General features: G+C 68.3%; 25 protein-coding genes and 1 pseudogene. 11 read left to right on the top strand and 15 right to left on the bottom strand.

Going from position 1 to position 25,861, the window contains the following annotated elements:
- Positions 1 to 64: 64 nt before the first annotated feature.
- The 4 genes from EBN03_RS03740 to EBN03_RS03725 are packed head-to-tail and all read right to left on the bottom strand — an operon-like array spanning position 65 to position 4,855.
- The gene (locus tag EBN03_RS03740; RefSeq protein ID WP_233608092.1) at positions 65 to 1,366 is read right to left on the bottom strand and encodes an AAA family ATPase; all 1,302 of its coding nucleotides are present in this window, start codon (positions 1,364 to 1,366) and stop codon (positions 65 to 67) included.
- The gene (locus EBN03_RS03735) at positions 1,363 to 2,988 is read right to left on the bottom strand and encodes a hypothetical protein (RefSeq protein ID WP_199742578.1); all 1,626 of its coding nucleotides are present in this window, start codon (positions 2,986 to 2,988) and stop codon (positions 1,363 to 1,365) included. The genes EBN03_RS03740 and EBN03_RS03735 overlap by 4 nt, the downstream gene beginning before the upstream one ends.
- The gene (locus tag EBN03_RS03730) at positions 2,985 to 4,070 is read right to left on the bottom strand and encodes a hypothetical protein (RefSeq protein WP_199742577.1); all 1,086 of its coding nucleotides are present in this window, start codon (positions 4,068 to 4,070) and stop codon (positions 2,985 to 2,987) included. The genes EBN03_RS03735 and EBN03_RS03730 overlap by 4 nt, the downstream gene beginning before the upstream one ends.
- Positions 4,067 to 4,855 carry a hypothetical protein gene (locus EBN03_RS03725; protein WP_122186367.1) on the bottom strand — a complete coding sequence of 263 codons (789 nt, stop codon included), beginning with the start codon at positions 4,853 to 4,855 and terminating at the stop codon, positions 4,067 to 4,069. Before EBN03_RS03725 ends, EBN03_RS03730 begins: the two co-directional genes overlap by 4 nt.
- A 184-nt stretch (positions 4,856 to 5,039) precedes the next feature.
- On the opposite strand from EBN03_RS03725, the gene EBN03_RS03720 reads away from it, so the two are divergent.
- Both EBN03_RS03720 and EBN03_RS03715 read left to right on the top strand, forming a co-directional pair.
- Positions 5,040 to 6,458, top strand: coding sequence for a WGR domain-containing protein (locus EBN03_RS03720; RefSeq protein ID WP_122186366.1), 1,419 nt, complete (start codon positions 5,040 to 5,042; stop codon positions 6,456 to 6,458).
- 88 nt (positions 6,459 to 6,546) lie between these two features.
- Entirely contained in the window at positions 6,547 to 7,146 is a 600-nt protein-coding gene (locus EBN03_RS03715; RefSeq protein WP_122186365.1) for an AAA family ATPase, read from the top strand.
- Between the two features lie 50 nt (positions 7,147 to 7,196).
- Here EBN03_RS03715 and EBN03_RS03710 read toward each other — a convergent pair whose 3' ends face one another.
- Positions 7,197 to 8,231 (bottom strand): aldo/keto reductase, encoded by a 1,035-nt coding sequence (locus EBN03_RS03710; RefSeq protein ID WP_122186364.1) that lies wholly within the window; start codon positions 8,229 to 8,231, stop codon positions 7,197 to 7,199.
- An 84-nt stretch (positions 8,232 to 8,315) separates the two neighbouring features.
- On the opposite strand from EBN03_RS03710, the gene EBN03_RS03705 reads away from it, so the two are divergent.
- On the top strand, positions 8,316 to 8,942 hold the full coding sequence (locus EBN03_RS03705) for a TetR/AcrR family transcriptional regulator (protein ID WP_122186363.1): 627 nt from the start codon (positions 8,316 to 8,318) through the stop codon (positions 8,940 to 8,942).
- Between the two features lie 78 nt (positions 8,943 to 9,020).
- On the opposite strand, the gene nrdF is transcribed toward EBN03_RS03705, so the two are convergent.
- Positions 9,021 to 9,983 carry a class 1b ribonucleoside-diphosphate reductase subunit beta gene (gene nrdF / locus EBN03_RS03700; protein WP_122186362.1) on the bottom strand — a complete coding sequence of 321 codons (963 nt, stop codon included), beginning with the start codon at positions 9,981 to 9,983 and terminating at the stop codon, positions 9,021 to 9,023.
- 356 nt (positions 9,984 to 10,339) lie between these two features.
- On the opposite strand from nrdF, the gene EBN03_RS03695 reads away from it, so the two are divergent.
- Together EBN03_RS03695 and EBN03_RS03690 are read left to right on the top strand one after the other, a co-directional pair.
- Positions 10,340 to 11,305, top strand: coding sequence for a ketopantoate reductase family protein (locus tag EBN03_RS03695; protein ID WP_158675527.1), 966 nt, complete (start codon positions 10,340 to 10,342; stop codon positions 11,303 to 11,305).
- Between the two features lie 2 nt (positions 11,306 to 11,307).
- Positions 11,308 to 11,634 carry an ArsR/SmtB family transcription factor gene (locus EBN03_RS03690; RefSeq protein ID WP_122186360.1) on the top strand — a complete coding sequence of 109 codons (327 nt, stop codon included), beginning with the start codon at positions 11,308 to 11,310 and terminating at the stop codon, positions 11,632 to 11,634.
- Between the two features lie 9 nt (positions 11,635 to 11,643).
- On the opposite strand, the gene EBN03_RS03685 is transcribed toward EBN03_RS03690, so the two are convergent.
- Positions 11,644 to 12,615: a quinone oxidoreductase family protein gene (locus tag EBN03_RS03685; protein ID WP_122186359.1), complete on the bottom strand. Its 972-nt coding sequence runs from the start codon at positions 12,613 to 12,615 to the stop codon at positions 11,644 to 11,646.
- A 221-nt stretch (positions 12,616 to 12,836) separates the two neighbouring features.
- On the opposite strand from EBN03_RS03685, the gene EBN03_RS03680 reads away from it, so the two are divergent.
- From EBN03_RS03680 to EBN03_RS03665, 5 genes and pseudogenes are all read left to right on the top strand, one after another.
- A complete protein-coding gene (locus EBN03_RS03680) occupies positions 12,837 to 14,402 on the top strand; it encodes an endoglycoceramidase I (RefSeq protein ID WP_122186358.1) in 1,566 nt (521 codons plus the stop codon).
- Between the two features lie 100 nt (positions 14,403 to 14,502).
- Positions 14,503 to 14,745, top strand: a pseudogene (locus tag EBN03_RS34860) (DUF4172 domain-containing protein); the annotation flags it as partial.
- A gap of 63 nt (positions 14,746 to 14,808) precedes the next feature.
- Positions 14,809 to 15,618, top strand: a complete 810-nt coding sequence (locus EBN03_RS03675) for a Fic family protein (protein WP_233608178.1) — start codon at positions 14,809 to 14,811, stop codon at positions 15,616 to 15,618.
- 124 nt (positions 15,619 to 15,742) lie between these two features.
- A complete protein-coding gene (locus EBN03_RS03670) occupies positions 15,743 to 16,375 on the top strand; it encodes a DUF4097 family beta strand repeat-containing protein (protein ID WP_122186356.1) in 633 nt (210 codons plus the stop codon).
- Between the two features lie 142 nt (positions 16,376 to 16,517).
- The gene (locus tag EBN03_RS03665) at positions 16,518 to 17,003 is read left to right on the top strand and encodes a hypothetical protein (protein WP_122186355.1); all 486 of its coding nucleotides are present in this window, start codon (positions 16,518 to 16,520) and stop codon (positions 17,001 to 17,003) included.
- Positions 17,004 to 17,052: 49 nt separating this feature from the next.
- Here EBN03_RS03665 and EBN03_RS03660 read toward each other — a convergent pair whose 3' ends face one another.
- From EBN03_RS03660 to EBN03_RS03640, 5 genes are all read right to left on the bottom strand, one after another.
- A complete protein-coding gene (locus tag EBN03_RS03660; protein ID WP_122186354.1) occupies positions 17,053 to 17,955 on the bottom strand; it encodes a TauD/TfdA dioxygenase family protein in 903 nt (300 codons plus the stop codon).
- 173 nt (positions 17,956 to 18,128) lie between these two features.
- Positions 18,129 to 20,210, bottom strand: coding sequence for a class 1b ribonucleoside-diphosphate reductase subunit alpha (nrdE, locus tag EBN03_RS03655; protein WP_233608176.1), 2,082 nt, complete (start codon positions 20,208 to 20,210; stop codon positions 18,129 to 18,131).
- A 41-nt stretch (positions 20,211 to 20,251) separates the two neighbouring features.
- On the bottom strand, positions 20,252 to 20,746 hold the full coding sequence (gene nrdI, locus EBN03_RS03650) for a class Ib ribonucleoside-diphosphate reductase assembly flavoprotein NrdI (RefSeq protein WP_122186353.1): 495 nt from the start codon (positions 20,744 to 20,746) through the stop codon (positions 20,252 to 20,254).
- A gap of 44 nt (positions 20,747 to 20,790) precedes the next feature.
- Entirely contained in the window at positions 20,791 to 21,024 is a 234-nt protein-coding gene (locus EBN03_RS03645; RefSeq protein WP_122186352.1) for a redoxin NrdH, read from the bottom strand.
- 551 nt (positions 21,025 to 21,575) lie between these two features.
- Positions 21,576 to 22,148 (bottom strand): NAD(P)H-dependent oxidoreductase, encoded by a 573-nt coding sequence (locus EBN03_RS03640; protein WP_122186792.1) that lies wholly within the window; start codon positions 22,146 to 22,148, stop codon positions 21,576 to 21,578.
- 96 nt (positions 22,149 to 22,244) lie between these two features.
- Here EBN03_RS03640 and EBN03_RS03635 point away from each other — a divergent pair, with 96 nt between their 5' ends.
- A complete protein-coding gene (locus tag EBN03_RS03635) occupies positions 22,245 to 22,964 on the top strand; it encodes a TetR/AcrR family transcriptional regulator (RefSeq protein WP_122186351.1) in 720 nt (239 codons plus the stop codon).
- A 10-nt stretch (positions 22,965 to 22,974) separates the two neighbouring features.
- Here the strand turns inward: EBN03_RS03635 and EBN03_RS03630 are convergent, their stop codons facing one another.
- The 3 genes from EBN03_RS03630 to EBN03_RS03620 form a co-directional block, all read right to left on the bottom strand.
- On the bottom strand, positions 22,975 to 23,427 hold the full coding sequence (locus EBN03_RS03630) for a molybdenum cofactor biosynthesis protein MoaE (RefSeq protein WP_199742616.1): 453 nt from the start codon (positions 23,425 to 23,427) through the stop codon (positions 22,975 to 22,977).
- A gap of 16 nt (positions 23,428 to 23,443) precedes the next feature.
- Positions 23,444 to 24,526 carry a bifunctional molybdenum cofactor biosynthesis protein MoaC/MoaB gene (gene moaCB, locus EBN03_RS03625; RefSeq protein WP_122186790.1) on the bottom strand — a complete coding sequence of 361 codons (1,083 nt, stop codon included), beginning with the start codon at positions 24,524 to 24,526 and terminating at the stop codon, positions 23,444 to 23,446.
- Positions 24,527 to 24,600: 74 nt separating this feature from the next.
- Positions 24,601 to 25,857: a molybdopterin molybdotransferase MoeA gene (locus tag EBN03_RS03620; RefSeq protein WP_122186789.1), complete on the bottom strand. Its 1,257-nt coding sequence runs from the start codon at positions 25,855 to 25,857 to the stop codon at positions 24,601 to 24,603.
- Between the last annotated feature and the right edge of the window lie 4 nt (positions 25,858 to 25,861).

Below are 25,861 nucleotides of genomic sequence, written 5' to 3'. Positions count from 1 at the left end.
GCACTCGAGCACTGTATCGAGCACGGGCGGTCTACGGCCGAGCCTCCGCCGGCCACACCCTGACTCACGCCCGCACCGAGCACTCCGCCAGCTCCCCCAGCACCCGCTGGTTCGCCTCCCACCCGTCCGGGAACTTCAACGCCACCCCCAGATGCACCGGCTCTGCGGACGGGTGTGCGTCGAGTAGTTCGCTGATTCCCGCGCGGCCCACCATGATGCAGGCGTGGCGGTGGCGGGAGGCGAGGACGCACAGGCGCCCGGCTTCCAGGTGGAAGGCGGAGGCGTCGCGGCGGCCGGAGAGGGGGTGCAGGACGACGGTGACGTCGTATTCGCGGCCCTGGAGGCGGTTCGCGGTGTCTACGGTGACGGCGGCGGCGATGGTGCCGGCCAAAGCCGCTCGGACGGCGTCGGTTTGGTCGCGGTGGGCTACGCCGATGGCGATGCGGTCGGGGGTGAGAGTGGAAGTGCCACGCTCGGAATGGGTTTCGGTGCCGCGTTCCAACAGGCGGCAAGCGATCGCGGCGATCGCGGCCATGGCTTCGCGGTCGGTGCGCAGGGTGTGGCGGGCGGGCAGTTCGTACCAGCCCCAACCGGTTTCGGCGGCGATATCGAGGAGTTTGTCGATCGGTTTGCCCAGGCCACGAGTGGAATACGTCATGCGGCGCTGGCCGGCGGTGGTGCCGGCGTCGAAGGGGTTGAACGGGTAGAAGGCCGCGGAGACCAGCGGTGCGGCGGTGGCGGGCAGGCGCCAGGAGACCGGGAGGCGGTGGACGGGGATGCCGGAGTTGTTGGCCAGCATGACTTCGACCGCGCTCATGCTGGGGTCCCAGGCGAGGCCCTTCCACGAGTCGGTGTCGACGGTGGCGAAGGGGTCGAGCTGCCCGGGGTCGCCGACGAACATGATGTGGTCGAAGCGGTTCGCGACGCGCAGCAGCATGTCCGAGCGCATCTGGTAGGCCTCGTCGATGATGGCGCCGGACCAGGTGCCCTCGCCGATGGTCGCCCATTTGGCGGCGGTCCCGATCACCACCGCGCAGTCTTCGAGGTCGCCGATCTTCAAGCGGCTCACCACGTTCGGGCAGTCGGCGAGCCGGTCGGAGAGCTGGCTGTGCTGCTGCGAGGAGAGTCGGCCGATCTTCATTCCGGGGTCTTCGGCGGCGAGGCGCTCGATCAGGTCGTCGACCTGACTGTTGGTCTGCGCCACCACGACTCGCTGATCCCCGTCGGCGACCGTCTCGCGCACGGCCCGGACGACCAGCGTGGATTTGCCTGCGCCGGGCGGAGAGTCGACGACCATGCCGCGGTGGCTGCGCCGGCGCAGGTCGGCGAGAATGTCGCCGGTGACCCGGTCCACGATCGCGTTCACGCCGCACCTCCCGCGGCCTCGGGCGAAGCACCGACCCCGGTCAGTGGTGGCACGCCGACGGGGGTGCGCAGCAGCCGACCAGCTGCGGATTCCGAAGCCACGCCGGCTACCGAATCCTGCGGCGAGCTGCCGATAGTTCCGGGCGGGCGGCTGTCGGCGGGTTCCGATGACGCACCGGCAATCTCCGGCGGGGGCCCACCATGGGTCCACGGAGTCTCTTCCCGCGGCGGCAGTTTCACCGGCGGCCCGGACGGCTTCGGCGAGAACTGCGTGAAGGTCACCACATCGCCTTCCTCGGGTACCGTCCCCGCCTCGGGCTCCTTCCGATTCCCTTTGCCCAGACCACCTTCCAGCCACAGCACGACCAGATCCTCATCGAGTTCGCGGACGTGGGCCTTCTGATTGGCCTGCCCGACCCGGTAGAGCGTCGCGCCGACGGCCGGACGCAGCGGCAGGTTCGGCCGGATCACCACGCGGGGACGGAGTTTGCCGCGGCCACCGTCGGACATGTCGCGATGCACCGGGTCGATCTCCTCGACGGTGCCGCGATAGGCGGTCCCGGCCAGCAGATGCTCCGACATCACCAACGGATCATCGAAAGCTCTTTGCGCACTGAATGATTCGTCGGCCTGCTCCTCGTCGGCGAGGCGGCGAGCGGCACGCACCGCGGACTCGCGGTACGAGCGGTAGCTACCGTCGGCGATCCGGTCGGCCTGGCGGGTGAACGATTTGCGATCCGAGTCCCAGCGCTGCGCAACCGATTGCGCCTCGGGCAGTTCCGCCAGCAGCTCCAGCGCGCGCCACATCGAGGTCCAGGTTGGCATCAGCTGGGCGCGCAGTGACGCGTCGATCCGTTGCGCGGCACGCACTTTCGTCTCCGCCCGGTCGTAGGCGGTGATCAGCGGGCCGAGTTCCTCGTTATCGTACCCGGGATCGGTGGCCGGGCCGGCCGGCGGAGTCCGCAACGGATCCTCGGCGAGCGCCGCCGCGGCTGGGCCGTCCAGCCCGGGCGGCGGGTCGATCCAGCCGAGCAGGGCGGCCAGATTGCCGTCCTCCAGGCCGGACTGCCCGGACGCCCAGTGCGAACTCAGCACCGAGGTCGCGACCGGCATCACCGCCGAGCCGGGATGCTGCGCCCGCGCGGTCAGCCAGTTCAGCCAGGCACCCAGCCGCGGCGTGGTCTCGGGCACCGCGTTGTCGCCGTCGAGCATCTGCCGGCTCATCCACATGCCCAGGTGACCGAGGAATTCCACGCCGGCCGGGTTCGGCACCCACACCTGCGGCGCGTCGGTCGCGCAGCGCACGATGTCGCCGTTGCGGTTGGTCGTCTCCTCGACGTCGGCGGCGAAACCGTCCAGATACGCGAGCACGAGCCGCGCGAAGTCGTCGACCATCCGCAGCCGCAGCACCCGGTCGCGGGGCTGGGGCACGGTGAACAGGGTCGGATCGTCCGGGTTCGGGCCGACCAGGACGGCCAGCGGCGCTGCGGCCTCACCGGCCAGCTTCAGCGGGATCAGCACCAGCGGGCGGGGCGACAGGTGGTAGTGCCGGCGGGTCGCGATGGGTTGTGCCCGACCGGCTTTCACCGCCAGCGCGCGCGTGTAGGAGGTGAGCACACTCATGCCATCGCCTCCACCCGCAGGGTGTGCGCCATGCGCAGCAGTTCGGCGATGTCCTCGTGTTCGGGCCCGGGCGGCAGGGTGCCGTCGCCGAGCGCCAGCGCGGTGTCGATATTGTCGACACCGCCCAGCTCGTCGCACACCCCGCGGCCGAGCGTGTCGGTCGCGCCGGCGGCCCGGGCCTCCGCCCGGCACAGCACCGCGAGATCGCAGTGTGACATGCAGTCCGGGGAGTACCGGGAGTCGATGCCGGCGATCGTCGCGGCCAGGTCCGGACCCGGTTCGAAGGTGCTGCCCGCGGGCAGATTCGCGATCAGTTTGTCGATCGACTTCAGCCGGGACAACTGCCGGGAGATCACCAGCAGCTGCTTGCGTAGATCCACCCGTGCCACCGTGGGCGTCAATGTGAAGTCCTTGGCGCACACCAGGATCGACTCGTGCGAAACGAGATCCGGTGACTGGCCCAGGCTTTCCATCAGGGCGCGCATCGCCAGCACGTAGACCGCGGACTGCCGGGCCGCGCCCGCGACCAGCGTCGGATCGGCCTGCTTGTCGATGATCGGGAAGGACTTGATCTCCACGACGTGGAACTGCCCGTCGAACTGCAGCGCGACCACGTCGGGCTCCAGATACGCGGTGGCACCGGCGATGTCGAGGCGCAGCAGCGGATGGTCGAACAGGGTGCCCGAACCGGTACGCAGCGCCTCCTCGAACACCTGACGAGTCTTGGTGTACCGCATGGCGTTTCCGTCGCGGTCACCGACGGCGTTGAGGTCGTAGTACCCGACCTCCGGCAGGGACAACCCCAGTTCGGTGCGCAGCAGTGCCAGCAGTTCCGCGCAGCCGTTGGCCTTCACCAGCGCCTCGAACGTATTGCCGCGGGTGATCGCGAACTGCGACTGACCGAACTGCGGCGGGAACCCGAGTTCCCGTGCCACCTCGGCCTTGTCGACCGCCGCGGCGTCGAGCAGCGCACGCCGGCCGCAGCCGGGATTGGCGGTCAACGCGGCGATCGTGCGGGCATTGTGGCGGGCCGCCGGGGCCGAGCCACGCAACTGATCCAATTGCGCCGACAGATCGTTCATTTCGCCTCGAGTCGTCGTAAGGTGCCGAGCCGGACGCCGAACAGTTGGTCGGCGGGATCCTTCAACTGCGCAATCACCCTGCGGGCGGCCCGCTCTCGCTGCTCCGCGTCCTCGTCGCGGTGCACCGCCAGCTCCCGACGCGCGGCGGCCGCCACCTGCGCTGGATCCAGGTCGGGACCCGAATCGAGTGCTCCGGGAACGGATCTGGCCAGCCGGCGCAGCACCGCCTCGGCTCCTGGCCGGCCCGCATGGTTCGGTAGCTGGTCGGCCAGCCGCGCCACCGCGCCGAGCAGGTCGACGCGCGGGCTGAGCGGGCCGATCATGCGCAACGCCACCGGCCAGGAACTGACCGCGAGCACCCCGCGGGCCGGGGCCAGCAGGTCCACGGTCAGCGCCGGACACAGATAGTACGGCCGCGCGTACGGTGCCGACCGGAACGACCGTTCCTCGTCGCGCCGCATGCTCGTCAGCCGCCCGGACCCGATCGCGACCCCGAGGAAGCCCTCGCTGACCGCGCCGATCAGCTTGGGGGCCGCCGGAACCGACAGCAGCGTCAACGCCCGGTGCACCTGGTCGCGCACCGTCACCAGCGGCGAATCATCCACCGTCGCAGCCTGATCCGCCCCACCGTCGCCGAGAACGGCTTCGTCCCACAATGCTTCGACCCGCCGCAACTCACCTCGGCCCTGCCGCGCGGCCGTTCGGTCGCCGTTGGCCACCGCCGCCCGCACCTGCGAGCGGAGCTCGGCGATGCGAGCCTCCAGCTGCTCCGCAGTTGCGCTCACGAGGGCATCGTAATCACAACTTCCAGTAATTTCCATGATTCTCCAGTAACCGTGCGGGTCACGGTCCGAATCACGGTGGCGCGAACGACCCGGCGCGCGGGCGTCGGGTTCGGTCCACACTCGAATGTCGTATCCCCTTGCTACGTTTCAAGGTTCGCCAGAATCACGAGCTCAGCGAGGATGTATGACCACCGAAACCACCTACCTGGAACAGTCCGACGACGCGGGTTCCACGCACAAGTTCTACGAGGTGATCGTGTCCGGGAACGATGTGAACATCCGGTACGGGCGGATCGGTGAGCAGGGGCAGTCGCAGGCCAGTTCGTTCGATACCGCCGCGAAGGCGAAAGCGGCGGCGCAGAAGAAGATCCAGGCGAAGGTGCGGAGAGGGTATGCGCCCGCGGTCATGGGAGCTCGGCAGCGGCGCGCGGTCACCCGCCGCGCGATCAGCAGCCAGCGGTCCACCGCGAAGTCCGCGCCGGTGTTGTGGCGGTTCGATTCCGGCGCAGCGGCATTCGGCATCTTCGTCGACGAGCGCAGCTGCTGGGTGGGCAACGAGCGTGGCGAGGTCTTCACGCTGACTCCGGACGGAACTGTGACCAATCGCTACCGGCTGCCGGATGCGGTGAAATGCCTTGTCGCCGACGACTTCTGGATCTACGCCGGGTGCGACGACGGGCGCGTCTACGACCTGTCGGGCAAAGTGCCACGCGCTGCCTACGACGTGGCGGCCAGTGACGTGTACTGGCTCGACATCCACGACGGCATCCTCGCGGCCTCCGATGCGGCGGGCGGGCTGACCGTGATCGACCACGAGGAGGAATCGCTCTGGTCCGCGCGCAGCACCGGGAATGCCGGCTGGATGGTCCGGGTCGATGCCACCGGCGTCTACCACGGGCACAGTGCGGGCGTCACGAACTATCACCTCGAGACCGGCCGCACCCGATGGCACACTCCCACCAGGGGTTCCGTTCTGTTCGGCTGGCAGGAATCGAGGGCCGTCTACGCCGGGACGTCCGCCAACCGGGTCGAGGAGATCGCCAAGGACGGTGCGACGACCCGCGTCTACCAGTGCGATGCCGCCGTGTACTCGTGTGCCGCCTCCCCCGACGGGCGCTACGTCTTCGCCGGTGACTCGCACTCCTCGGTCTACTGCTTCGACGCCACCGGGACCCGCCGGTGGAAGCTCGCCACCGGCTGCGGATCCGCCTACTCGATGCAGTACCACGACGAAAAGCTGTATCTGGTCACCACTTCCGGGGCTCTGGCCTGCCTGGACGTCGCCGAATCCGCGATCCTCGCGGCGGACCAGGGCGTGCTCCCCAGCACCGTCTCGATCAAGGCGCCCGAGATGTCGGCGATCGCCCCGAGCAGCACGGTCGAGATCACCGCCGACGCCGGCACCGGCATCGTCGTCGAATGCGTCGAGCGTGGCGGAACCCTGCGTGTGCACGTCGTCTCCCCTGGCTACGACCCGCACTGGAACGTCCAGTTCCCCCGCGACATTCGCCAGGCCGGCGCCCGCTACGTCGTCGACGCGGTCGCGGAGTCGGCCCGCGGCGGGTTCTATCGCGTCCGCGGCGACATCCGCCGGCTGGGCTGAGGCCGAGTGCCCGGCGCCCGGAAGGATGCCGGGCACTACGACTTCCCGTACCCGCAGGTAGAACTCCGGCCTGAGTTAGCCTGACCCCGTGCTCCTGTGGATCAACGGGCCGTTCGGCGGCGGCAAAACCCAGACGGCATTCGAGCTGCAACACCGCGTGCCCGACGCCCTGGTGTGCGATCCGGAGGAGGTGGGATTCGGGCTGCAACGGGTGCTGCCGAAGGAAATGCGCACCGACTTCCAGGAATTCAAGGCCTGGCGGCAGGGCGTGGTGGAGACCCTCGACGCGGTCCTGAGCAAACACGACGGAACCGTCATCGCGCCCATGACCGTGGTCGTGCCGGCCTACTTCGACGAAACTGTCGGCAGACTGCGCGAACTCGGACACGACGTCCACCACTTCACGCTCCTCGCCCGACCCGAGACCGTGCGAAAACGCTTGAAGGAACGCGGTTTGTACGGACTCTGGTACGAGAGCTGGGCCCTGGGCCAGGTCGACCGCTGCCTCGACGCCCTACAAGCCGAAGAATTCGCCGAACACATCCACACCGATCACCTGCCCATCCGCGAGGTAGCCGACCGAATCGCCGCCTCCGCCGGCCTGCCCATCACCCCGAACACCGACACCGCCCTCCGCCGTCAATGGCGCCGACTACGCGTCGGCATCGAACACATGCGCCTGCCCTGACCCGACCCAGTCGGTAAGCCCCGGCGCTTCGCAGCCGTGGTCGCGGGACGTCAGACAGCCGGTGGGTTGAGGCGCGCGAAATCGGGCAGGCGGTAGTACGGGTAGTACGGATACGGCGGGGTGACCGAACTGGCCCGGTCGAGCCGAGCGATCTGGTCGGCGGTCAGCTCCCACCCGACCGCGCCCAGATTCTGGCGCAACTGTTCCTCGGTGCGGGCGCCGATGATCACGGTGGCCACCGTGGGCCGGCGCAGCAACCAGTTCAGCGCGATCTGCGGGACGGATCTTCCGGTTTCCGTGGCGATCTCGTCGAGGACGTCGATCACGCTGTACAGCACGGCGTCGTCCACCGGAGGCCCAGCGGCGGCGGTCTTGTGCAGCCGACTGCGCTCCGGGAGCGGCTGCCCGCGGCGGATCTTCCCGGTCAACCGTCCCCAGCCCAGCGGGCTCCAGACCACCGCGCCCACACCCTGGTCCGAAGCCAACGGCATCAGCTCCCACTCGTAGTCCCGCCCGACCAGCGAGTAGTACACCTGATGCGCGACATACCGCGACCGTCCGCGTGCATCAGCTGCGGCAAGGGATTTCATCAGTTGCCAGCCTGCGAAGTTGGAGGCGCCGAGGTAGCGGATCTTCCCCGCACGCACCAGGTCGTCGAGTGCGGCGACAACCTCGTCCACGGGCGTCCCGGCGTCGAAGGCATGTAGCTGGAACAGATCGATGTAGTCGGTGCCGAGCCGACGCAGCGACGATTCCACGGCTCGGTTCAGCCGAGCTCGTCCGGATCCGGCGTCGCCGGGCCCTGGCCCGGTCGGCAGCGTGGCCTTGGTAGACAGCAGCACTCGGTCCCGTCGCCCACGGATCGCCGCGCCCAGCGCCTCCTCGGACGCACCATCGGAGTACACATCCGCAGTGTCGAACATCGTCACTCCGGCATCCAGGCAGATGTCGACGAGGCGTCCGGCCTGGCGGGCATCGGTGTCGCCCCATGCTCCGAACAGTTCGCCACGCCCTCCGAATGTCGCGGCGCCGAAGCTCAACACCGGGACCGACATCCCCGATGCACCCAACCGGCGATATTCCATTACCAACTCCTAACGGGACAGCAGTTCCATTAACTCGCCCGACTGTACTATGTCGGAACACCAAATGGAACTGGAGAACCGTTTATGGACCAGGAAGCTGTGGCACCCGGAACCGTGCGGCCGGGCGGCCGGACCGCCCGAGTACGGGAATCGGTGCTGCGTGCGGCCGGCGACCTGCTGGCCGAACGGGGCTTCGCCCAACTCGATCTCACCGAGGTCGCGGCCCGCGCCGGAGCGGGCAAGACGACCGTCTACCGCCGCTGGCAGACCCCCGCGGGCCTGGTCGCCGACCTGGTGGCCGAAATGGCCGAAACCTCACTGCCACATGCGGATACCGGCTCGCTGCGCGAGGATCTGCGAGCCAACGCCAGGCTCGTGGTGCACACGCTCACCGACCTGCGACAAGGCCGCCTCTTCGCCGCGCTGATCGCCGCGGCCACCAGCGACCCCGACGCGGCCGCGGCCCTACGCCACTTCTACGACGTCCGCCTGGCCGAGTGGACTCCCTGCATCCACGCCGCCGTCAGCCGCGGCGAACTCCCGCCCGGCACCGACCCCCGCGCGGTACTGTCCGCCGTCTCCGCCCCGCTCTACTACCGGCTGCTCGCCAGCCGGGACCCCCTGGACGACACCGTCGCCACCACCGCCGCCGACGCCGCCTACGTCGCCGCCCGAGCCGGACTGTTCACCGCCGGGGATCCGCCCACCTGACCCGGCCGGCCGTCACCGATCCCGAAAACGACTGCGCCCGGCGTCCTTTCGGACGCCGGGCACAGTGGGAGCACAGAATCAGAAGTCCCAGTCTTCGTCTTCGGTGTTGACGGCCTTGCCGATCACGTAGCTCGAGCCCGAGCCCGAGAAGAAGTCGTGGTTCTCGTCGGCGTTCGGGGAGAGGGCCGACAGGATGGCGGGGTTGACCTCGCACTCGTCCTTCGGGAACAGGCCCTCGTAGCCGAGGTTCATCAGTGCCTTGTTGGCGTTGTAGCGGAGGAACTTCTTGACGTCTTCGGTGAGGCCGACCTCGTCGTAGAGGTCCTGGGTGTACTCGACCTCGTTCTCGTACAGCTCGAACAGCAGCTCGAAGGTGTAGGACTTGAGCTCTTCGCGTTCGGCTTCGGTGACCTGCTCGAGTCCGCGCTGGTACTTGTAGCCGATGTAGTAACCGTGCACGGCCTCGTCGCGGATGATCAGGCGGATGAGGTCGGCGGTGTTGGTGAGCTTGGCCCGCGAGGACCAGTACATCGGCAGATAGAAGCCGGAGTAGAACAGGAAGCTCTCCAGCAGCGTGGACGCGACCTTCCGCTTGAGCGGGTCCTCACCGTTGTAGTAGCCGAGCACGATCTCGGCCTTGCGCTGCAGGTTTCGGTTCTCCTCCGACCAGCGGAAGGCGTCGTCGATGTCGCGGGTGGAGCACAGCGTCGAGAAGATCGAGCTGTAGCTCTTGGCGTGCACCGACTCCATGAACGCGATGTTGGTGAGCACCGCCTCTTCGTGCGGGGTAAGCGCGTCGGGGATGAGGCTCACCGCGCCGACGGTGCCCTGGATGGTGTCCAGCAGCGTGAGGCCGGTGAACACCCGCATGGTCAGCTGCTGCTCCTGCGCGGTCAGCGTGTTCCACGACGGGATGTCGTTGGACACCGGCACCTTCTCGGGCAGCCAGAAGTTGCCGACGAGCCGGTCCCACACCTCGGCGTCCTTCTCGTCGGGCACCCGGTTCCAGTTGATCGCGGTAACCCGATCGATGAGCTTCATCCTGTCTCCACACCTTTCCGAGCACCCGAGTCGTTACGGAGTACCTCTATACCGAACACTACTCCTTGTGGCAGACATCGAACCGCAGCACAAGAAGTTGTGTCGTGCGGATGATCTCGGCCACAACGGCCTGTTCGCCGTCGTCCTAGGATCGCACCCATTCTGCTGCATCCGAGCAGCCGCGCGACACCCGGCGTGCGCATCGATCGCCCCGAGTTTGCCCCGGATCGACAGACGCACCGGCAAAGTTCCACCGATACCACCCGCCGACGTTGGGCCGCAGCACCTTACGACATCCGCGCCTCACATCGGATATCATCCATATATCCGAATTTATCGATATATGGATGGTTGCGATGGACGTACTGATAGTGGGCGCGGGCGCGCTCGGGCAGGTCTACGGCGCCGAATTGGCACGTGGCACAGCGACAATCAGCTATCTGGTGAAACCCCGGCAGGCCGCGCAGCTGCGCGACGGGGTAACCGTGACGCGGCTGCACCGGACGCGCGGCCCGGCCACCACGACCCTGAAGCCGGCCCGCGTGTACACCGACCCCGCCGCCGTGGCCGACACCGGATGGCACAGCGTCTGGCTGATGGTCGACTCGACGGCCCTGCACGGCACATGGTTGCGGTCGTTGCGCGAGGCCGTGGGCGACAGCACCGTCGTGGCATTCGATCAGAGCCTCGGCGACCGGCCCGCGCTCGCGGCCGAATGGCCCGAGGATCAACTGGTTGCCTTGACCGTCGGCGTGCTGGCCTGGGCCGGGCCGCTCGGAGCCGAACGCCATGATCACACCGCCTACTACCGCCCGCCGGGTGGCGCCACGATCCTGGCCGGCAAGCCGGACCGGGTCACGCCGCTGCGGGACGCCCTGGAGGCAGCCCGAACGCCGGCCCGAACCGGCCGCGTCGGCGCAGGTCCCGCCCTCGCGGCGCAGAACGTGCCCTACCTGGCCGCGCTCGAGATCGCGGGCTGGTCGATGAACGCACTGCGCGCCGACACCGCCACGGCCGCCGAGGCCGCGTTCGAAGCCGCGACGATCGTGGCGGCCGAGCGCGGGCTGCCGGCACCTCCGCATCGGTGGGCGCTCGATCGGCGGATGCGGGCGACACTGCGGATTCTGCCCGTGCTGGCACCTTTCGATGTGGAGACCTTCTGGCGGGTGCACTGCACCAAGATCGGCCCGCAGACGCGCACGATGCTCCGGGACTGGGCGGAGGCCGGCGAACGACGCGGACTGCCGACGACGGGTCTGCGCGCTCTCGCCGCGGCAATGCCACCGCTTGCCACGCAGCGGTCGCAGCCCGAAACAATGTGAGGATGCCGAAACACGATATCCCCGCATTGTTCCGGGCGGCCCGCCCGTTGCTGACCGCACTCGGCGACGAACGCCGTCAGGAGATCGTCCAGCGGCTGATCGAGGCCGGCGGGGTGCTCAGCGTGGGCGAGATCGCCGACGCGATCGAACTGTCCCAGCCCGCGGTGTCACACCATCTGAAGATCCTGCGTGACGCCGGCGTGCTGGAGGTACAGCGGGTCGGCACAACGCGGCGCTACATCCTGGCGGTCGGCTCCGGCACCCTCGAGCCCTTGGTCGACATGGTGCGCGGCATCACCGAATGCCTGGCCGAGCAGCTCGAGCAGTGACCGGACCCGCTAGATCGTCAGCAGGATCTTCCCGGTCGTGCCGCGGTTGCCCATCACCGTATGTGCGGCGGCGGCCTCGGCGAGCGGGAATTCCGCGGTGATCGGGAGTTCGATCGCGCCGGAGGTGACCAGCTCGAACGACTCGGCGGCCAACTCGTGCAGGACTTCCGGGTCGCTGGCGGCCAGGCCGAGGATCGAGAATCCGCTCACGGACAGACCGCGCGGGGCCAGTTCGGGCATCCCGACCTGCCAGGGCGCCTCACCGCCGGCGTTGCCGAACGCCACCAGCCGGCCGAAGCGAGCCAGCGCGTCCAGGCCGTTGCGCAGGGTGCTGCCGCCGACCGAGTCGAGAATCAGGTCGACGCCGCGGCCCCCGGTGGCCTCCCGCACCGAGGCGCCGAAGCTCTCGGCCAGGAACACCTCGTCGTATCCGAGTTTGCGGGCGTATTCGGCCTTGGCCGGAGTGGAGACCACGCCGTATACAGCACCGGCGCCCGCGATCTTCGCCACCTGGCCCGCGACCGACCCGACACCACCGGCGGCCGCTTGCACCAGCACGGTTTCCCCGGGCTGTAGCCGCCCGGTCCAGTTGATCAAGGCGTATGCGGTCGGCGCCACCGTCGGGAGGGTGGCGCCGACCCGCAGGTCCACCGAGTCGGGCAACGTGAATACCGTTGCGGCGGAGACGACCGCCACCTCGGCGTAGGCGCCGCCGTCGGCGAAGGACGCGACGCGCTGTCCGACCGTCAGGTGCGAGACGCCGGCGCCGACCGCGCGGACCGTGCCGGACAGTTCCAGGCCCGGTACGAAAGGCAGTGCGGGCACACGGTATCCGTTGGCGCGCGCCTGTAGGTCGGCGAAATTCAGTCCGATGTAGGCGACGTCGATCGAGACCTCGCCGGGGCCCGGTTCCGGGACCAGTAGGTCGACCACCCGCAATACCTCGGGTCCGCCGTATTCACTGAATTGCACTGCACGCATATCGTTTTCACTCCTCGGTCGGCTGCCGATGGCAACCTACACACCGGCGCCGGCATTCCCGTGCGGCCCAGTGAAGTTCGCAGTCGGAGGCACGCGTGCCGAACCCCCAGGACTCGCCGTGTGGCGTTGACCACAATGGGCCACGGCGGCTATCTTCTCACGAACCAATCTGGACAACCGTTCAGTTCAGGTCGATCCCCGATGCAAGGTATTCGAAACTGATGCGAACCCTCGCGCGGAAGCGCCGCCACACCTGGCCCTTCCAGCTGGCCACCGCCCTGTTTCTGACCGCCGGAACGACGGCCACGGCGACCGCCGCACCGGTCCCCGGCGTCGCCCCGCTCACCGCCCTGCACACCGAGGGCACGGCACTGGTCGACGGCTACGGCCGCACCGTCCTGCTGCACGGGGTGAACAATGTCGACAAGACCCCGCCCTACCTCATGCCCGGCGACCACTTCACCGTCACCGACGCCGATGCCGCACTCCTCGCCCGGCACGGATTCGATACCGTACGCCTGGGCGTCTCCTTCGAAGCCCTCATGCCCACCGAGGGCGTCCTCGACACCGCGTACCTCGACCGCGTCGCCGGCGTCGTCGACACCCTGGCCGCACACGGCATCTACACCCTGCTCGACAACCACCAGGACGGCCTGTCCTCCATCTGGGGTGGTGAGGGTTTCCCCGCCTGGTCCATCCACGCCCGCCCGGCCGCCGGGGAATCGAACCCCGGATTCCCGCTCTACTACCTCATGCCGAGCATGAACGCGGGCTGGGACGAGATCTGGAACAACACCTACGGTGTCGTCGACCAGCTGGGCACCGCGCTCGGCGCGCTCGCCGCGCGGATCGCGGGCAAGCCCGGCGTGCTCGGCATCGAACTGCTCAACGAGCCCTGGCCCGGAACGGCATTCGCGTCCTGCTACCCGATCGGCTGCCCCGGCTTCGACGTGAAATACCAACGCACACTGCAACACCTGACCGATTCGATCCGCGGCAGCAACGCCGACGTCCCGGTGTTCTGGGAACCCAACGTCACCTGGAACGAGACGATGCCCAGCAGCCTGGGCGCGAACCCGCCGATCACGAGCCCGAACATCGGTTTCGCGCCGCACGACTACTGCGTGCCCAGCCAGCTGGCGATCTACCTGCACCTGCCGCTGGCGCTGGAGGCGTTCTGCGGGGTACAGCAGGACAAGACCTGGTCCAACGTCGACTCCTTCACCAAGCGCACCGGAATCCCCACCCTGGTCACCGAATTCGGTGACGGTGACTCGACAGTGTTGTCCAACACCACCTCTCGCGCCGACGAACGCTTCATCGGCTGGCAGTACTGGGCTTTCGCCTCCGGCAGCGACCCGTTCAAGGGCACGATCGGCCAGCAGCTGGTCCGCACCTACCCGCGCGCCACGGCCGGCACCCCGGACAGCATGATCTACAACGCCGCCAACGGCGACTTCGCCTACCGCTACCTCCCGCGGCCGTCCGCGGCCCCCACCGAGATCGCCGTCTCCGACCTGGCCTACCCGTCGGGGTACACCGTGCAGGTCACCGGTGGACAGGTCACCTCCCCGGCCGGCGCACCGGTCGTGACGGTCACGGCCGACGGCACGGGCCCGGTGACGGTGCACATCCAGCGCCCGGGCTCGGCGGGCGCCCAGCTGCCGGCTTCGGGTTCGGCCGGTTCGGGTTCGGCGGATTCCGGTTCGGCGGACTCGGGTTCATCAGGTTCCGGAGCGAGCGGGTCCGGCCTGTTCTCGAGCCTCTCGGGCGGTTCGAGCTCCTAGGCCCGCAGACCCGCCGCACCGTCGTGCGATCCGGTCGGTGCGGTGAATCGGCGCCTTATTCGCCGCATAATGTGCGGTGAATAGGGCGTACAATCACCGCATGACCCCGTTCATCTGGGCAGATCCGGGCTGGCCGTCACTCGAGTACGACACTGCGGCGGTTGTACGGGCCGCCCTGGAGGTGACGCGACGCCAAGGCCACCTCCTCGGCCGCCTGCACGACACCGACGACGATGTACGAGAGCGAACCGAACTGAGCGCACTGACGGTCGACGCAGTCCAGACCAGTGCGATCGAAGGCGAGTTACTGGCCGCGGAATCTGTCCGGTCCTCACTTGCCCGCCGACTCGGTATCCAGATCGGAGCCGCCGCACCCAGCGATCGCAACGCCGACGGAGTCGTCGACATGATCCTCGATGCCGCGACCAACAGCGATCAACCTATGTCCACGGAACGCCTGTTCGGCTGGCACACTGCCCTGTTCCCCACGGGCCGGTCCGGTTTACATCGGTTGCGAGTCGGTGCTTGGCGCACTGACGAATCCGGTCCGATGCAAGTCGTGTCCGGCAGGGTCGGCCGGGAGAAGGTGCATTTCGAAGCACCCCCGGCCGACCGAGTGGACGCGGAGATCGCCCGATTTCTCGACTGGTTCAACCAGGACAGCGACACGCCGGCAGTTGTGAAGGCCGGTCTCGCGCACCTATGGTTCGTGACCATCCATCCCTTCGACGACGGAAGCGGTCGCATTGCCCGCGCACTCGGCGACCTGTGGCTCGCCCGCTCCGACGAGAGTCCGCGCCGTTTCTACAGCCTCTCGGCACAGATCCAGCGCGACCGGCACGAGTACTACACGATTCTGGAGGCGACCCAGCGGGGATCACTGGACGTCACCGAGTGGCTCGTCTGGTTCCTCGAAACCCTGTGCCGTGCAATCGACGCCGCCGATCGCACTGTGGATGATGTTCTGGCCAAGGCACGCTTCTGGCATCGCTGGTCCGAAGCAGCTCTGAACCCGAGGCAGATCATGCTCCTGAATCGACTGCTCGACGGCGACGACCGCAAGAAGCTCACATCGAGCAGGTGGGCCCATCTCACCCGCTGCTCGCAGGACACCGCCCTACGCGATATCAACGAGTTGGTCCACCTCGGTATTCTGACCCGGTCCTCGGCCGGCGGCCGTAGCACCTCCTACGAACTACTCGATTCAAGTCCCTGACCAGCGCGAACACCGCGTCAGCGGACGTGTCAGGCCGGCGTCAGGGCGATATCAGGGTCCCCGGCGAAAGTTGTTCTCACACGGACCGGAACACAGCAACCGGCCGACACACCAGGAGACAACAATGAACGCCTTCCAGACCCCCGCCCCGATCGCCGCCACCGTCGACATCCTCGCCGGTGACATCACCGTCGTCGCGACGGACCGCACCGACACCGTGGTCACCGTCCGGCCCGCCGACCCGGGCAAGAAGGCCGATGTGCGGGCGGCCGCGGAGATCGAGGTCAGCTTCACCGGTGGTGCGCTGGTGGTGCGGTCGCCGAAGAACTGGCGGACCTACACCCCGTTCGGCGGCAACCCGGCCCTCGACGTCACGATCGAGCTGCCCACCGGGTCCGGCGTCACCGCCACCAGCGGCGTCGGCCGGCTGCAGGCCCGGGGCGAGCTCGCCGACTGCGCGTTCGACGTGGCGATGGGCACCGTCACCCTCGGCCGCACCACCGGCACGGTGACCGCGAAGGTCGCCAAGGGCGACATCCGGATCGGCGAGGCCGTGCGCGGCGAGGTCCGGGTCGAGACTTCGATGGGCAACCTGGAGATCGGCATCGCCGCCGGTAGCGCGGCACGACTGGAGACCGACGCCCACGGTTCGGTCCGGAACACGATGGCGCCCGCCCCGGCCGCCACCGATGTGGTGCACGTGTACGCCCACACCACTCTGGGCAATGTCACCGTCGGGCACACCGTCGCCGCGTGACCCGGCCGACCGACGGCGGCACCCGATCCGAGGGTGCCGCCGCAGGCCGAGCAGAACGGGACGCGCCCCGATTGTCGCGAACGAGCCTGAGCACCGGCGAAATTCGGTGGCTCACCCACCACAGCCGTGCCAGTCTCGAACCATGCGAACCGCGGAACCGTTGCGCCACAAGGATACTGGGCTGATCCTCGCCCACTTCGCGGCGCGGATCCTGGTCGTCTGCCCCGAATGCGGTGGGCGAGCGGTCGATAGGCACCGCCCCGGCGTCGAGGAGCCGCGGTTTCCGGGCCAGTACTACAGCTCCCCGCGCCGAGTGATCTGTTCGTGCGGCTACGCCCGCGACGTGGATCGGCTGCCGTGCCCGTGCTGTGCGCCGCAACCAAGGCTGTGGCTCCGAACCCGCTGCGCGGGCCGGATCCTGTGGGCCTACAACGAAGAGCACATCGACGAACTCACCCGCTTCGTCGCCGCCACCCTCCGCGAAGACCACCGCCGATACCACCGTTCGATGCCGTCGTGCCTGCCCACCTGGATGAAACGCGCAGCGAATCGGACCGAGGTGCTCAACGGACTTGCGAGGCTACGGTTGCTGGCGGCGGACCACTCCCCCAGCAACCGCGCGGACTGAGCACACCCGGCATCCACCCACCCGCTTCGAAAGAACTCCGCAGACCGGACTACGGGCGCACGATCGGCGAGAAGTGGGATGCGTCGCCCCGCAGAACCGTGCTCTCCCGGCCGTCCACGCCGACCGGGATGTCACCGGCGATCGTGGCGCGGTGCAGCAACCGCTTGTGGGTGCCGAAATCGTTGACACCGTAGTGCTGGGTCGAGCGGTTGTCCCAGATCGCGACGTCACCGGGCGCCCACACCCAGCGCACGGTCTGGTCGGGGTTCTCGACGTAGCGCTGCAGCACCTCGAACAGCGCGGCCGAATCCCGGTCGGTCAGTCCCGCGAACTTTTTCACGAAATGCCCCAGCAGCAGCGACTTCCGGCCGGTCTCCGGGTGGACCCGCACCACCGGGTGCTCGGTCTCGAAGACCTCCCGGACGAATTCGGCCCGGAACTCCGCCAGCCGCTCCTGGTCGGCCCCACTGCGCCGGGCCAACACCGCGGCGTAGTCGTAGTCGTTGGTGTGCACCGCGCGAAGACTCTCCGCGAGCACCCGCAGCGACTCCGGCAGCCGGTCGTAAGCGGTTGTGGTCGAGGCGAACTGGGTCGCACCACCGTACGGCGGCAGCTCGACCGCGCGCAGGATCGATGCCTTCGGGATCCGGTCGATGAAGGTGACATCGGTGTGCCAGCTGTTGGCCGCGCCCTCGATCGGCAACAGATTCTTCCCCCGCTGGATCGTCGGGTGGATTCCGGTCGGCACCCCGAACCGGCCGGCGAACGCGAACTGCTCCTCGTCGGTCAGGTGGTCCTGCCCGCGGAAGAAGATCACCTCGTGCTCGTTGAGCAGCTCGTTGATCCGCGCGACCGTCGCGTCGTCGATATCTCCGCCGAGCCGGATCCCCTCGACGACCGCGCCCAGGTGCTCGCCGACCTTGTGCACCGCAACTTCGATTGCCGTTGTCATTTCCAACCTCCTGGCAGCTGATCCGATACACCACACTGAACCGGAAACGCCCTGGTAGAACGAGGGTTTGAATCACCCGGGTTCCTACTGCCAGGCGGAGGCGCGCAGTCCGCGCCGAATACACGAAGGCCGCGCTCGGAAGTCCCGAACGCGGCCTTCGCATTACGGCCGTCTCACAGCATGCAGCTCACGCAGCCCTCGACTTCGGTCCCCTCCAGCGCCATCTGGCGGATCCGAATGTAGTACAGCGTCTTGATTCCCTTGCGCCAGGCGTAGATCTGGGCGCGGTTGACCTCGCGGGTGGTGGCGGTGTCCTTGAAGAACAGGGTCAGCGACAGGCCCTGGTCCACGTGCTGGGTGGCCGCGGCGTAGGTGTCGATGATCTTCTCGTAGCCGATCTCGTACGCGTCCTCGAAGTAGTCGAGGTTGTCGTTGGTGAGATAGGGGGCCGGGTAGTAGACGCGGCCGATCTTGCCTTCCTTGCGGATCTCGATCTTCGACGCCACCGGGTGGATCGAGCTGGTGGAGTGGTTGATGTAGGAGATCGAGCCGGTCGGCGGGACCGCCTGCAGGTTCTGGTTGTAGATGCCGTGCGCCATGACCGACGCCTTGAGCTCCAGCCAGTCGTCCTGGGTGGGGATGTGCACCCCGGCCTCGGCGAAGATCTCGCGCACCCGCTCGGTCTTCGGCTCCCACGCCTGCTCGGTGTACTTGTCGAAGAACTCGCCCGAGGCGTACTTGGACTCGGGAAAGCCTCCGAAGTAGGCGCCGCGCTCGATCGCGAGCTTGTTCGACGCCCGAATCGCGTGGTAGGCGACGGTATAGAAGTAGATGTTGGTGAAGTCCACGCCCTCTTCGGAGCCGTAATGGACCCGCTCGCGCGCCAGGTAACCGTGCAGGTTCATCTGGCCGAGACCGATGGCGTGCGAGGAGTTGTTGCCCTGCTCGATCGAGGGCACCGAGTAGATGTGGGTCTGGTCGCTCACCGCGGTCAGCGCGCGGATGGCCACCTCGACGGTCTGCCCGAAGTCGGTGGAGTCCATGGCCTTCGCGATGTTCAGCGAGCCCAGGTTGCACGAGATGTCCTTGCCCACAACGGAATAGGACAGGTCGTCGTTGTACAGCGACGGTGTGGAGACCTGCAGGATCTCCGAGCACAGGTTCGAGTGGGTGATCTTGCCGGCGATCGGGTTGGCCCGGTTCACCGTGTCCTCGAACATGATGTACGGGTAGCCGGACTCGAACTGCAGCTCGGCGATGGTCTGGAAGAACTCACGCGCGTTGATCTTGGTCTTGCGAATGCGCTTGTCGTCCACCATGTCGTAGTACTTCTCGGTGACGTTCACATCCGCGAACGGCACCCCGTAGATGCGCTCGACGTCGTAGGGCGAGAACAGGTACATGTCCTCGTTCCGCTTCGCCAGCTCGAAGGTGATGTCCGGGATCACCACACCCAGCGACAGCGTCTTGATCCGGATCTTCTCGTCCGCGTTCTCCCGCTTGGTGTCGAGGAAGCGGTAGATGTCGGGGTGATGCGCGTGCAGGTACACCGCGCCGGCACCCTGGCGGGCACCGAGCTGGTTGGCGTAGGAGAACGAGTCCTCCAGCAACTTCATGATCGGGATGACGCCCGAGGACTGGTTCTCGATCTTCTTGATCGGCGCGCCGTGCTCACGAATGTTGCTCAGCAGCAACGCCACACCGCCGCCGCGCTTGGACAGCTGCAGCGCGGAGTTGATCGAGCGCCCGATGGATTCCATGTTGTCCTCGATGCGCAGCAGGAAGCAGGACACCGGCTCACCGCGCTGCTTCTTGCCCGAGTTCAGGAAGGTCGGGGTGGCGGGCTGGAACCGGCCCGTGATGATCTCGTCCACCAGCTGCCGGGCCAGGGTCTCGTCGCCGGCGGCCAGGGTCAGCGCGACCAGGCACACCCGGTCCTCGAAGCGCTCCAGATAGCGCTTGCCGTCGAAGGTCTTGAGCGTGTACGAGGTGTAGTACTTGAACGCGCCCAGGAAGGTCGGGAAGCGGAACTTGTGCGCGTAGGCCTGCTCGAACAGGCTCTTCACGAACGCGCGGTCGTACTGGTCGAGAACCTCGGCCTCGTAGTAGTTCTCGCGGACCAGGTAGTTGAGCTTCTCGTCCAGGCTGTGGAAGAAGACGGTGTTCTGGTTGACGTGCTGCAGGAAATACTGACGCGCGGCGGCGACATCCTTGTCGAACTGGATCTCACCGTTGGGGCCGTACAGGTTCAGCATCGCGTTGAGGGCGTGGTAGTCCAGGCCCTCGGTGTTCGCGTCTACGCTGACCGAGCGCTCGAGGCGGGCAGTCTTTCCGGCCGGTGCTGTTGTCGTTGCCAAAACAATCCCAATCCCTCTCGGACGCGCTCGACGTCCTCGGCGGTCCCCATGATTTCGAAGCGGTACAGGTACGGCACCCCGCACTTGCGGGAGATCACGTCCCCCGCGTGGCAGTAGGTGTCGCCGAAGTTGGTGTTGCCGGCCGCGATGACGCCGCGCAGCAGGGCGCGGTTGTGCGGATCGTTGAGGAATTTGGCCACCTGACGGGGGACGAACTCCTTGTCGGAACGTTGACCACCCAGCACATGCTTGCCCCCACCGTAGGTGGGGCAGATCAGCACGTAGGGCTCGTCGACAGTCAGCGAGTCGGCAGTGTGCAGCGGGATGCGCAGGGCGGGCAGGCCCAGCTTCTCCACGAAGCGGTGCGTGTTCCCCGATGCGCTGGAGAAGTACACCAGCCGTGCGGCGGGACGTTCGTCCGTCGAGGTTTCCATCGGGTCACCTCCTCGCGCATCGGGGACAGCGGGAATTGCGTGGATCAGGCCGCGACGACGGCCAGCGCCTTGATGCGGTCCGGGCGGAAGCCGGACCAGTGGTCGTCACCGGCTACGACGACGGGAGCCTGCAGGTAGCCCAGGGCCATGACGTAGTCGCGGGCGTCGGCGTCCTCGGAGATGTCGACGACCTCGTACTCCACCCCGGCGTTGTCGAGCGCGCGGTAGGTGGCATTGCACTGGACACAAGCGGGCTTGGTGTAGACGGTGATGGCCATGAAAGGTCCCTCTCTCTCCGTAGCCTTGTAGTCAGCCTGGAATCCGGATGCAGTGCGGAACTGAGCTAGATCCACGTACGTTCGCAAACAACTGGATGCAAACCTCACTTCGCTGTCCGCGCCCGTGTGAGCGACTGTGCGGAGTAGTGCCTCCCAGTGCCGTAGACACTACACCTAGTGGCCGACAGATTCCTACAACACGACATGTTGCGAGTCACAAAGGTGGAATTCGAACGGCGTAAGTACCTGGACAGTCGATTCGCAACCCGATGCAGGCGTGTCCCAGATCACAATTCAGACACCAGTTGCCACTCAGCAAACACATCTCCACCATCTGCCACAGTCACACCACGGACCCCGGCAGCCTCGAGCGTCACCCGCGATACCGACCGTCCAGGACCGAGCCGAGACACGCGACAGCGCGTGCCGGAGCGCAGCCGCCCTACATACCGATCGGGGCCGTACCCGATTGGGTACGGCCCCGACCCGCGGCGACGCTGCCGCGTTGTCACCGTTCACGGCAGGCGTCGCGCCGGCCGTGATCCGTCACCTCAGGCGGTGACGGTCGCCTTGTCCGCGACCGCCCGCACCAGCTCGCCGACACTGGACGCGAGCTGGGTGAGCGCCTCGGCATCCTCGGCCGGCGTCGCCTCGGCGAACCGCTGGCCGATCGTGGCGAAGTGCAGGTGCGCGGGCTCGACCACCTCGCCGCCGGCCACACCGACCACCTTGACGGTGTCGCCGTGCGCCCACTTCGCGGCGTTCGAGCTGATCGACGCGCTGACGATCGCGACCGGCTTGCCCTTGATCGGGCCCTGACCGTACGGACGCGAGGCCCAGTCCAGGGCGTTCTTCAGCACCGCGGGCAGCGAGCCGTTGTACTCGGGAACGAACAGCAGCAGCCCGTCCGCGGCGGCGACGGCGTCGCGCAGCGCGGTGGCGGCGGCCGGGACGGAACCGGGCACGTCGATGTCCTCGTCGTAGAACGGGATGTCGCGCAGGCCTTCGTAGATCTCGACCGACACGCCCTCGGGCGCGGTAGCGACGGCCGCCTCGGCCAACTTGCGGTTGTGCGAGGCCGCCCGCAGGCTCCCGACCAGAGCAAGAATGCGAGTCTGAGACATTGGATACTCCTTGATGCGGATCGGCGCGGTTTTCGCTTTCATGGAAGCATAACCGGACCGCGGTCCGCTTCATTCCGAGCCACTGGGGACACGCATATGACGCCCGACACACCACCGGACGACCGTCTCGCGGCCGCCCGTCCGTCGGCCGAGCACCCGGCCGACGGCCTTCCGCTGCTCACCCCGCCGAACTCGCTGCCCCTGGAGACCATCGGGCCCGACGGACCCCTACCGACCCTCGGCCACGCCGCCGACCCCTGCGAACGCGGCGACGCCGCCCGCAACCGGCGGCTGCTGTTGGACGCCGCGCAGGCCCTGGTCCGCGAACTCGGCGCCGACGCCGTCACCATGGACGCCGTCGCCAAACGCGCGGGCGTCGGCAAGGGCACGGTCTTCCGCCGCTTCGGTAGCCGCGCCGGCCTCATGCTGTCGCTGCTCGACCATTCGGATCGGCAGCTGCAGGCCGCCTACATGTTCGGCCCGCCACCGCTGGGCCCGGACGCGCCGCCGGTGGACCGGCTGATCGCCTACGGTCGCGCGCGACTGGCCGACGTCGAGGTCGAAGGCGAACTGCGCCGCGCCGCCGACCTACCCGGCCGCTATACCGTGCCGCCGTATCACGTGGCGAAAACCCATGTGTCGCTGCTACTTCGGCAGGCCGGCGCGACGGGCGACATCGGTCTGCTGGCCGACACCCTGCTCGGCACCCTGGACGCCGCGCTCGTCCTGCACCAGATCCAGGTGCTCGGCTACTCCCCCGCGCAGATCGGCAACCATTGGGAACACCTGGTGCGCACTGTCACCCGGCCGAGCTGACAGCCCAGCCTCACCCGCAGGCGTTGACCCACTCGGACATACCGCTGACGAACAACTGCCGCTTCCAGATCGGGACCTCGTGCTTGATGCGGTCCACCAGCTCCGAACAGCAGGCGAAGGCCTCGGCCCGGTGCGCGGACGCCACCGCGACCACGATCGCCAGATCACCGATGTCGAGCGCGCCGACCCGGTGCACCGCCGCGACTGGCAGCCCCCGTTCGGCGGCGACGTCGGTACAGACCTGGCGCAGAAACTTGGCTGCCTGCGGATGCGCCGAGTACTCCAGCTTCGAGACCGCCTGCCCGCCGTCGTGGTCGCGTACCTTCCCGGTGAACACGACCACCGCGCCGTAGGCGGGCCCGCCGACCGCGAGCTCCACGGCTTCGGGCAGCAACGGCTGTTCGCTGATCTCCGCCAGCCGGACCAGCTCGCTCACCTGCTGTACACCGCCGGCGTCGGCCATCGAATCGTCCTCTCGCTCACTCATGGTCACCACCACCCTCGACCTGAGCCAGCAGGTGGCTCAGCAACGGCTGTAGTACCGCGATCCCGTCCCGGACCCCGCCCGGGGATCCCGGCAGATTCACCACCACGGTCCGGCCCGCCAGCCCCGCGACGCCCCGGCTCAGGGCGGCCAGCGGGAACCCCGCGGCGCCGCGGCGACGGATTTCCTCCGCCACACCCGGCAGCTCCCGATCCAGCACGGCCAGCGTGGCCTCCGGCGTCGCATCGCTCGGTGACGCACCCGTGCCACCGGTGGTGATCACCAGCGCCGGGGCACCACCGAGCGCATCACCCAACCCGGCCGCGATCTCCGCGTCGGCGTACACCAGCGGTCCGCGCACCGAGAACCCCTGCGCCGCAAGCCAATCGACCAACACCGGACCGGTTTTGTCGACCCGGGTACCGGCGGCCGCACCGGTAGACGCGACCACCACAGCAGCCGCCCGCCCCGCGCCGGCCTGCGCCACAGCGGGATCATGGCCGTGCTGTTCGGCACCACCCGCGTGGCCGTCCTGCGCCACGCTGTCCCCGCGCCGCTCGGCATCGTGGGCAGGATGTCCGGCACGGTGCGAATGCGGCTCAGCGCCAAGCGATTCGGTGCCGAGTTCGGCATCAGGGACAGGCGATTCGGCCGGGCGCTCCCAGTGCCCGCGCTTGCCGCCGTCCTTGGTGAGCAGCCGCACGCCGTTCAGGGTGGCGGCGGGATCGATCGCCTTCACCATGTCGTGCAGAGTGAGGCCGGCGACGGCGACCGCGGTCAGCGCCTCCATCTCGACTCCGGTGGGCCCCTTCGTCTTCGCGGTGGCCTCGATGGTGATGGTGTCCGCGGTGAAGCCGAACCGGACGTCGACCTTGGACAACGCCAGCTGATGGCAGAGCGGGATCAGTTCCGAGGTCTTCTTCGCGCCGCCGATACCGGCCAGGCGGGCAGTGGCCAGCACGTCGGCCTTCGGCATGTCGTCGCTGCGGACCAGCCGGACCACCTCGGTGGTGGTGCGCAGTTCGCCGGCCGCCACGGCGATCCGCGCGGTGTCGGCCTTGGCGCTCACGTCGACCATCCGGGCGCGGCCCTCGGTGTCGAGGTGCGACAGGCCGGACGCGTGGCCCGCGTCGGCAGCGGAGATCGATTCGCTCACAGTTCCCAGACTTTCACAGTGGTTCCGGCGGCGACCTCGGTGACCTCGGCCGGGATGTCGACGAGCACGTCGGCCTGGGCCATGGCCGCGATCAGGTGCGATCCCGGACCCGAGACCAGGTCGACACCGTCGGCGACCCGCAGCCCGCGCAGGAACTGCCGGCGCCCGGCCGGCGAGCGCACCCCGGCCAGCAACGGCAGCTCGTGACCGGCCGCCGGTGGCAGTCCGGCCAGTTCGCGCAGCACAGGCCGGGCGAGAACCTCGAAGGAGACCATCGTCCCCACCGGATTGCCCGGGAAGCTCAGTACCGGAATCCCGGATACCACCGTGATCCCTTGCGGCCCACCGGGTTGCATGGCCACCGGGCCGAAATCGCCGCCGCGCGCGGCCAGCACGTCCTTCACCACCTCGAAGTCACCCTTGGACACCGCGCCCGACGTGATCACGAAATCGGCTGCCGCGACGGCGGATTCGAGCACCCGGGTGAATTCCGCGGCGTCGTCGCGGCTGTACTCGACCCCGACCACCTCGACACCGACCGAGGTGAGCGCGGCGGCCAGGGCGATCCCGTTCGAGTTGTAGATCTGCCCGGGCTCGAGCACCGCACCGGCCGGGCGCAGTTCGTCGCCGGTGGAGACGACCACCGCGCGGATGCGGCGCCGCACCGGCACCGCGGGCAGGCCGACCGCGGCCAGCGCGGCGACGTGCCGGGCGGCGATCCGGGTCCCGGCGCCGACCAGCAGCCGGCCCGCGACCACATCGGTGCCCGGTTCCCGCACGAATTCGCCTGCGGCACGGCCGCGTTCGACGGTCACCACGCCGTCGCCGGCCACCGTGTCCTCGACCGGGACCACACAGTCGGCGCCGGGGGGAATCGGCGCACCGGTCATCACCTTCACGGCGGCGCCCTCGGGTAAGGGCACCGTGCCGGCCTGACCGGCGGCCACCACTCCGGCGAGCGGCAATGTGACCGGAACCACCGCTACCGACGCGGCCCGCACCGCGTAACCGTCCATGCCGGAGTTACGGAACATCGGCAGGTCCACGGGTGCATGGACATCGGCGGCCAGCACCCGGTCCAGCGCGGCGCCGGGCGCCACCTGCTCGCCCTCCCGATCGGCCAGCGGGCGCAGCAGATCCTCGATCAGGCGGCGGTGTTCGTCGACCGAGCGCACCGGACGACGCTGGTCACCCAGGGTTTCGGAGCGACGCGACCGGTCACCGAACGACCTGGCGGTGGAGGCTGCGGACATCATG

Source organism: Nocardia stercoris (assembly GCF_003696265.1).
Lineage (GTDB): Bacteria > Actinomycetota > Actinomycetes > Mycobacteriales > Mycobacteriaceae > Nocardia > Nocardia stercoris.
The sequence above is the reverse complement of the archived record's forward strand: the minus strand, read 5'-3'. Positions and strand labels throughout refer to the sequence as shown.

Excerpts from the sequence above, each read along its gene's own strand:
- EBN03_RS03735 (WP_199742578.1), bottom strand. The coding sequence starts at position 2,988 with ATGAGTGTGCTCACCTCCTACACGCGCGCGCTGGCGGTGAAAGCCGGT.
- EBN03_RS03730 (WP_199742577.1), bottom strand. The coding sequence starts at position 4,070 with ATGAACGATCTGTCGGCGCAATTGGATCAGTTGCGTGGCTCGGCCCCG.
- EBN03_RS03720 (WP_122186366.1), top strand. The coding sequence starts at position 5,040 with ATGACCACCGAAACCACCTACCTGGAACAGTCCGACGACGCGGGTTCC.
- EBN03_RS03710 (WP_122186364.1), bottom strand. The coding sequence starts at position 8,231 with ATGGAATATCGCCGGTTGGGTGCATCGGGGATGTCGGTCCCGGTGTTG.
- EBN03_RS03705 (WP_122186363.1), top strand. The coding sequence starts at position 8,316 with ATGGACCAGGAAGCTGTGGCACCCGGAACCGTGCGGCCGGGCGGCCGG.
- nrdF (WP_122186362.1), bottom strand. The coding sequence starts at position 9,983 with ATGAAGCTCATCGATCGGGTTACCGCGATCAACTGGAACCGGGTGCCC.
- EBN03_RS03695 (WP_158675527.1), top strand. The coding sequence starts at position 10,340 with ATGGACGTACTGATAGTGGGCGCGGGCGCGCTCGGGCAGGTCTACGGC.
- EBN03_RS03690 (WP_122186360.1), top strand. The coding sequence starts at position 11,308 with ATGCCGAAACACGATATCCCCGCATTGTTCCGGGCGGCCCGCCCGTTG.
- EBN03_RS03685 (WP_122186359.1), bottom strand. The coding sequence starts at position 12,615 with ATGCGTGCAGTGCAATTCAGTGAATACGGCGGACCCGAGGTATTGCGG.
- EBN03_RS03680 (WP_122186358.1), top strand. The coding sequence starts at position 12,837 with ATGCGAACCCTCGCGCGGAAGCGCCGCCACACCTGGCCCTTCCAGCTG.
- EBN03_RS03675 (WP_233608178.1), top strand. The coding sequence starts at position 14,809 with ATGATCCTCGATGCCGCGACCAACAGCGATCAACCTATGTCCACGGAA.
- EBN03_RS03670 (WP_122186356.1), top strand. The coding sequence starts at position 15,743 with ATGAACGCCTTCCAGACCCCCGCCCCGATCGCCGCCACCGTCGACATC.
- EBN03_RS03665 (WP_122186355.1), top strand. The coding sequence starts at position 16,518 with ATGCGAACCGCGGAACCGTTGCGCCACAAGGATACTGGGCTGATCCTC.
- EBN03_RS03660 (WP_122186354.1), bottom strand. The coding sequence starts at position 17,955 with ATGACAACGGCAATCGAAGTTGCGGTGCACAAGGTCGGCGAGCACCTG.
- nrdE (WP_233608176.1), bottom strand. The coding sequence starts at position 20,210 with ATGCTGAACCTGTACGGCCCCAACGGTGAGATCCAGTTCGACAAGGAT.
- nrdI (WP_122186353.1), bottom strand. The coding sequence starts at position 20,746 with ATGGAAACCTCGACGGACGAACGTCCCGCCGCACGGCTGGTGTACTTC.
- EBN03_RS03645 (WP_122186352.1), bottom strand. The coding sequence starts at position 21,024 with ATGGCCATCACCGTCTACACCAAGCCCGCTTGTGTCCAGTGCAATGCC.
- EBN03_RS03640 (WP_122186792.1), bottom strand. The coding sequence starts at position 22,148 with ATGTCTCAGACTCGCATTCTTGCTCTGGTCGGGAGCCTGCGGGCGGCC.
- EBN03_RS03635 (WP_122186351.1), top strand. The coding sequence starts at position 22,245 with ATGACGCCCGACACACCACCGGACGACCGTCTCGCGGCCGCCCGTCCG.
- EBN03_RS03630 (WP_199742616.1), bottom strand. The coding sequence starts at position 23,427 with ATGGCCGACGCCGGCGGTGTACAGCAGGTGAGCGAGCTGGTCCGGCTG.
- moaCB (WP_122186790.1), bottom strand. The coding sequence starts at position 24,526 with ATGGTCGACGTGAGCGCCAAGGCCGACACCGCGCGGATCGCCGTGGCG.
- EBN03_RS03620 (WP_122186789.1), bottom strand. The coding sequence starts at position 25,857 with ATGTCCGCAGCCTCCACCGCCAGGTCGTTCGGTGACCGGTCGCGTCGC.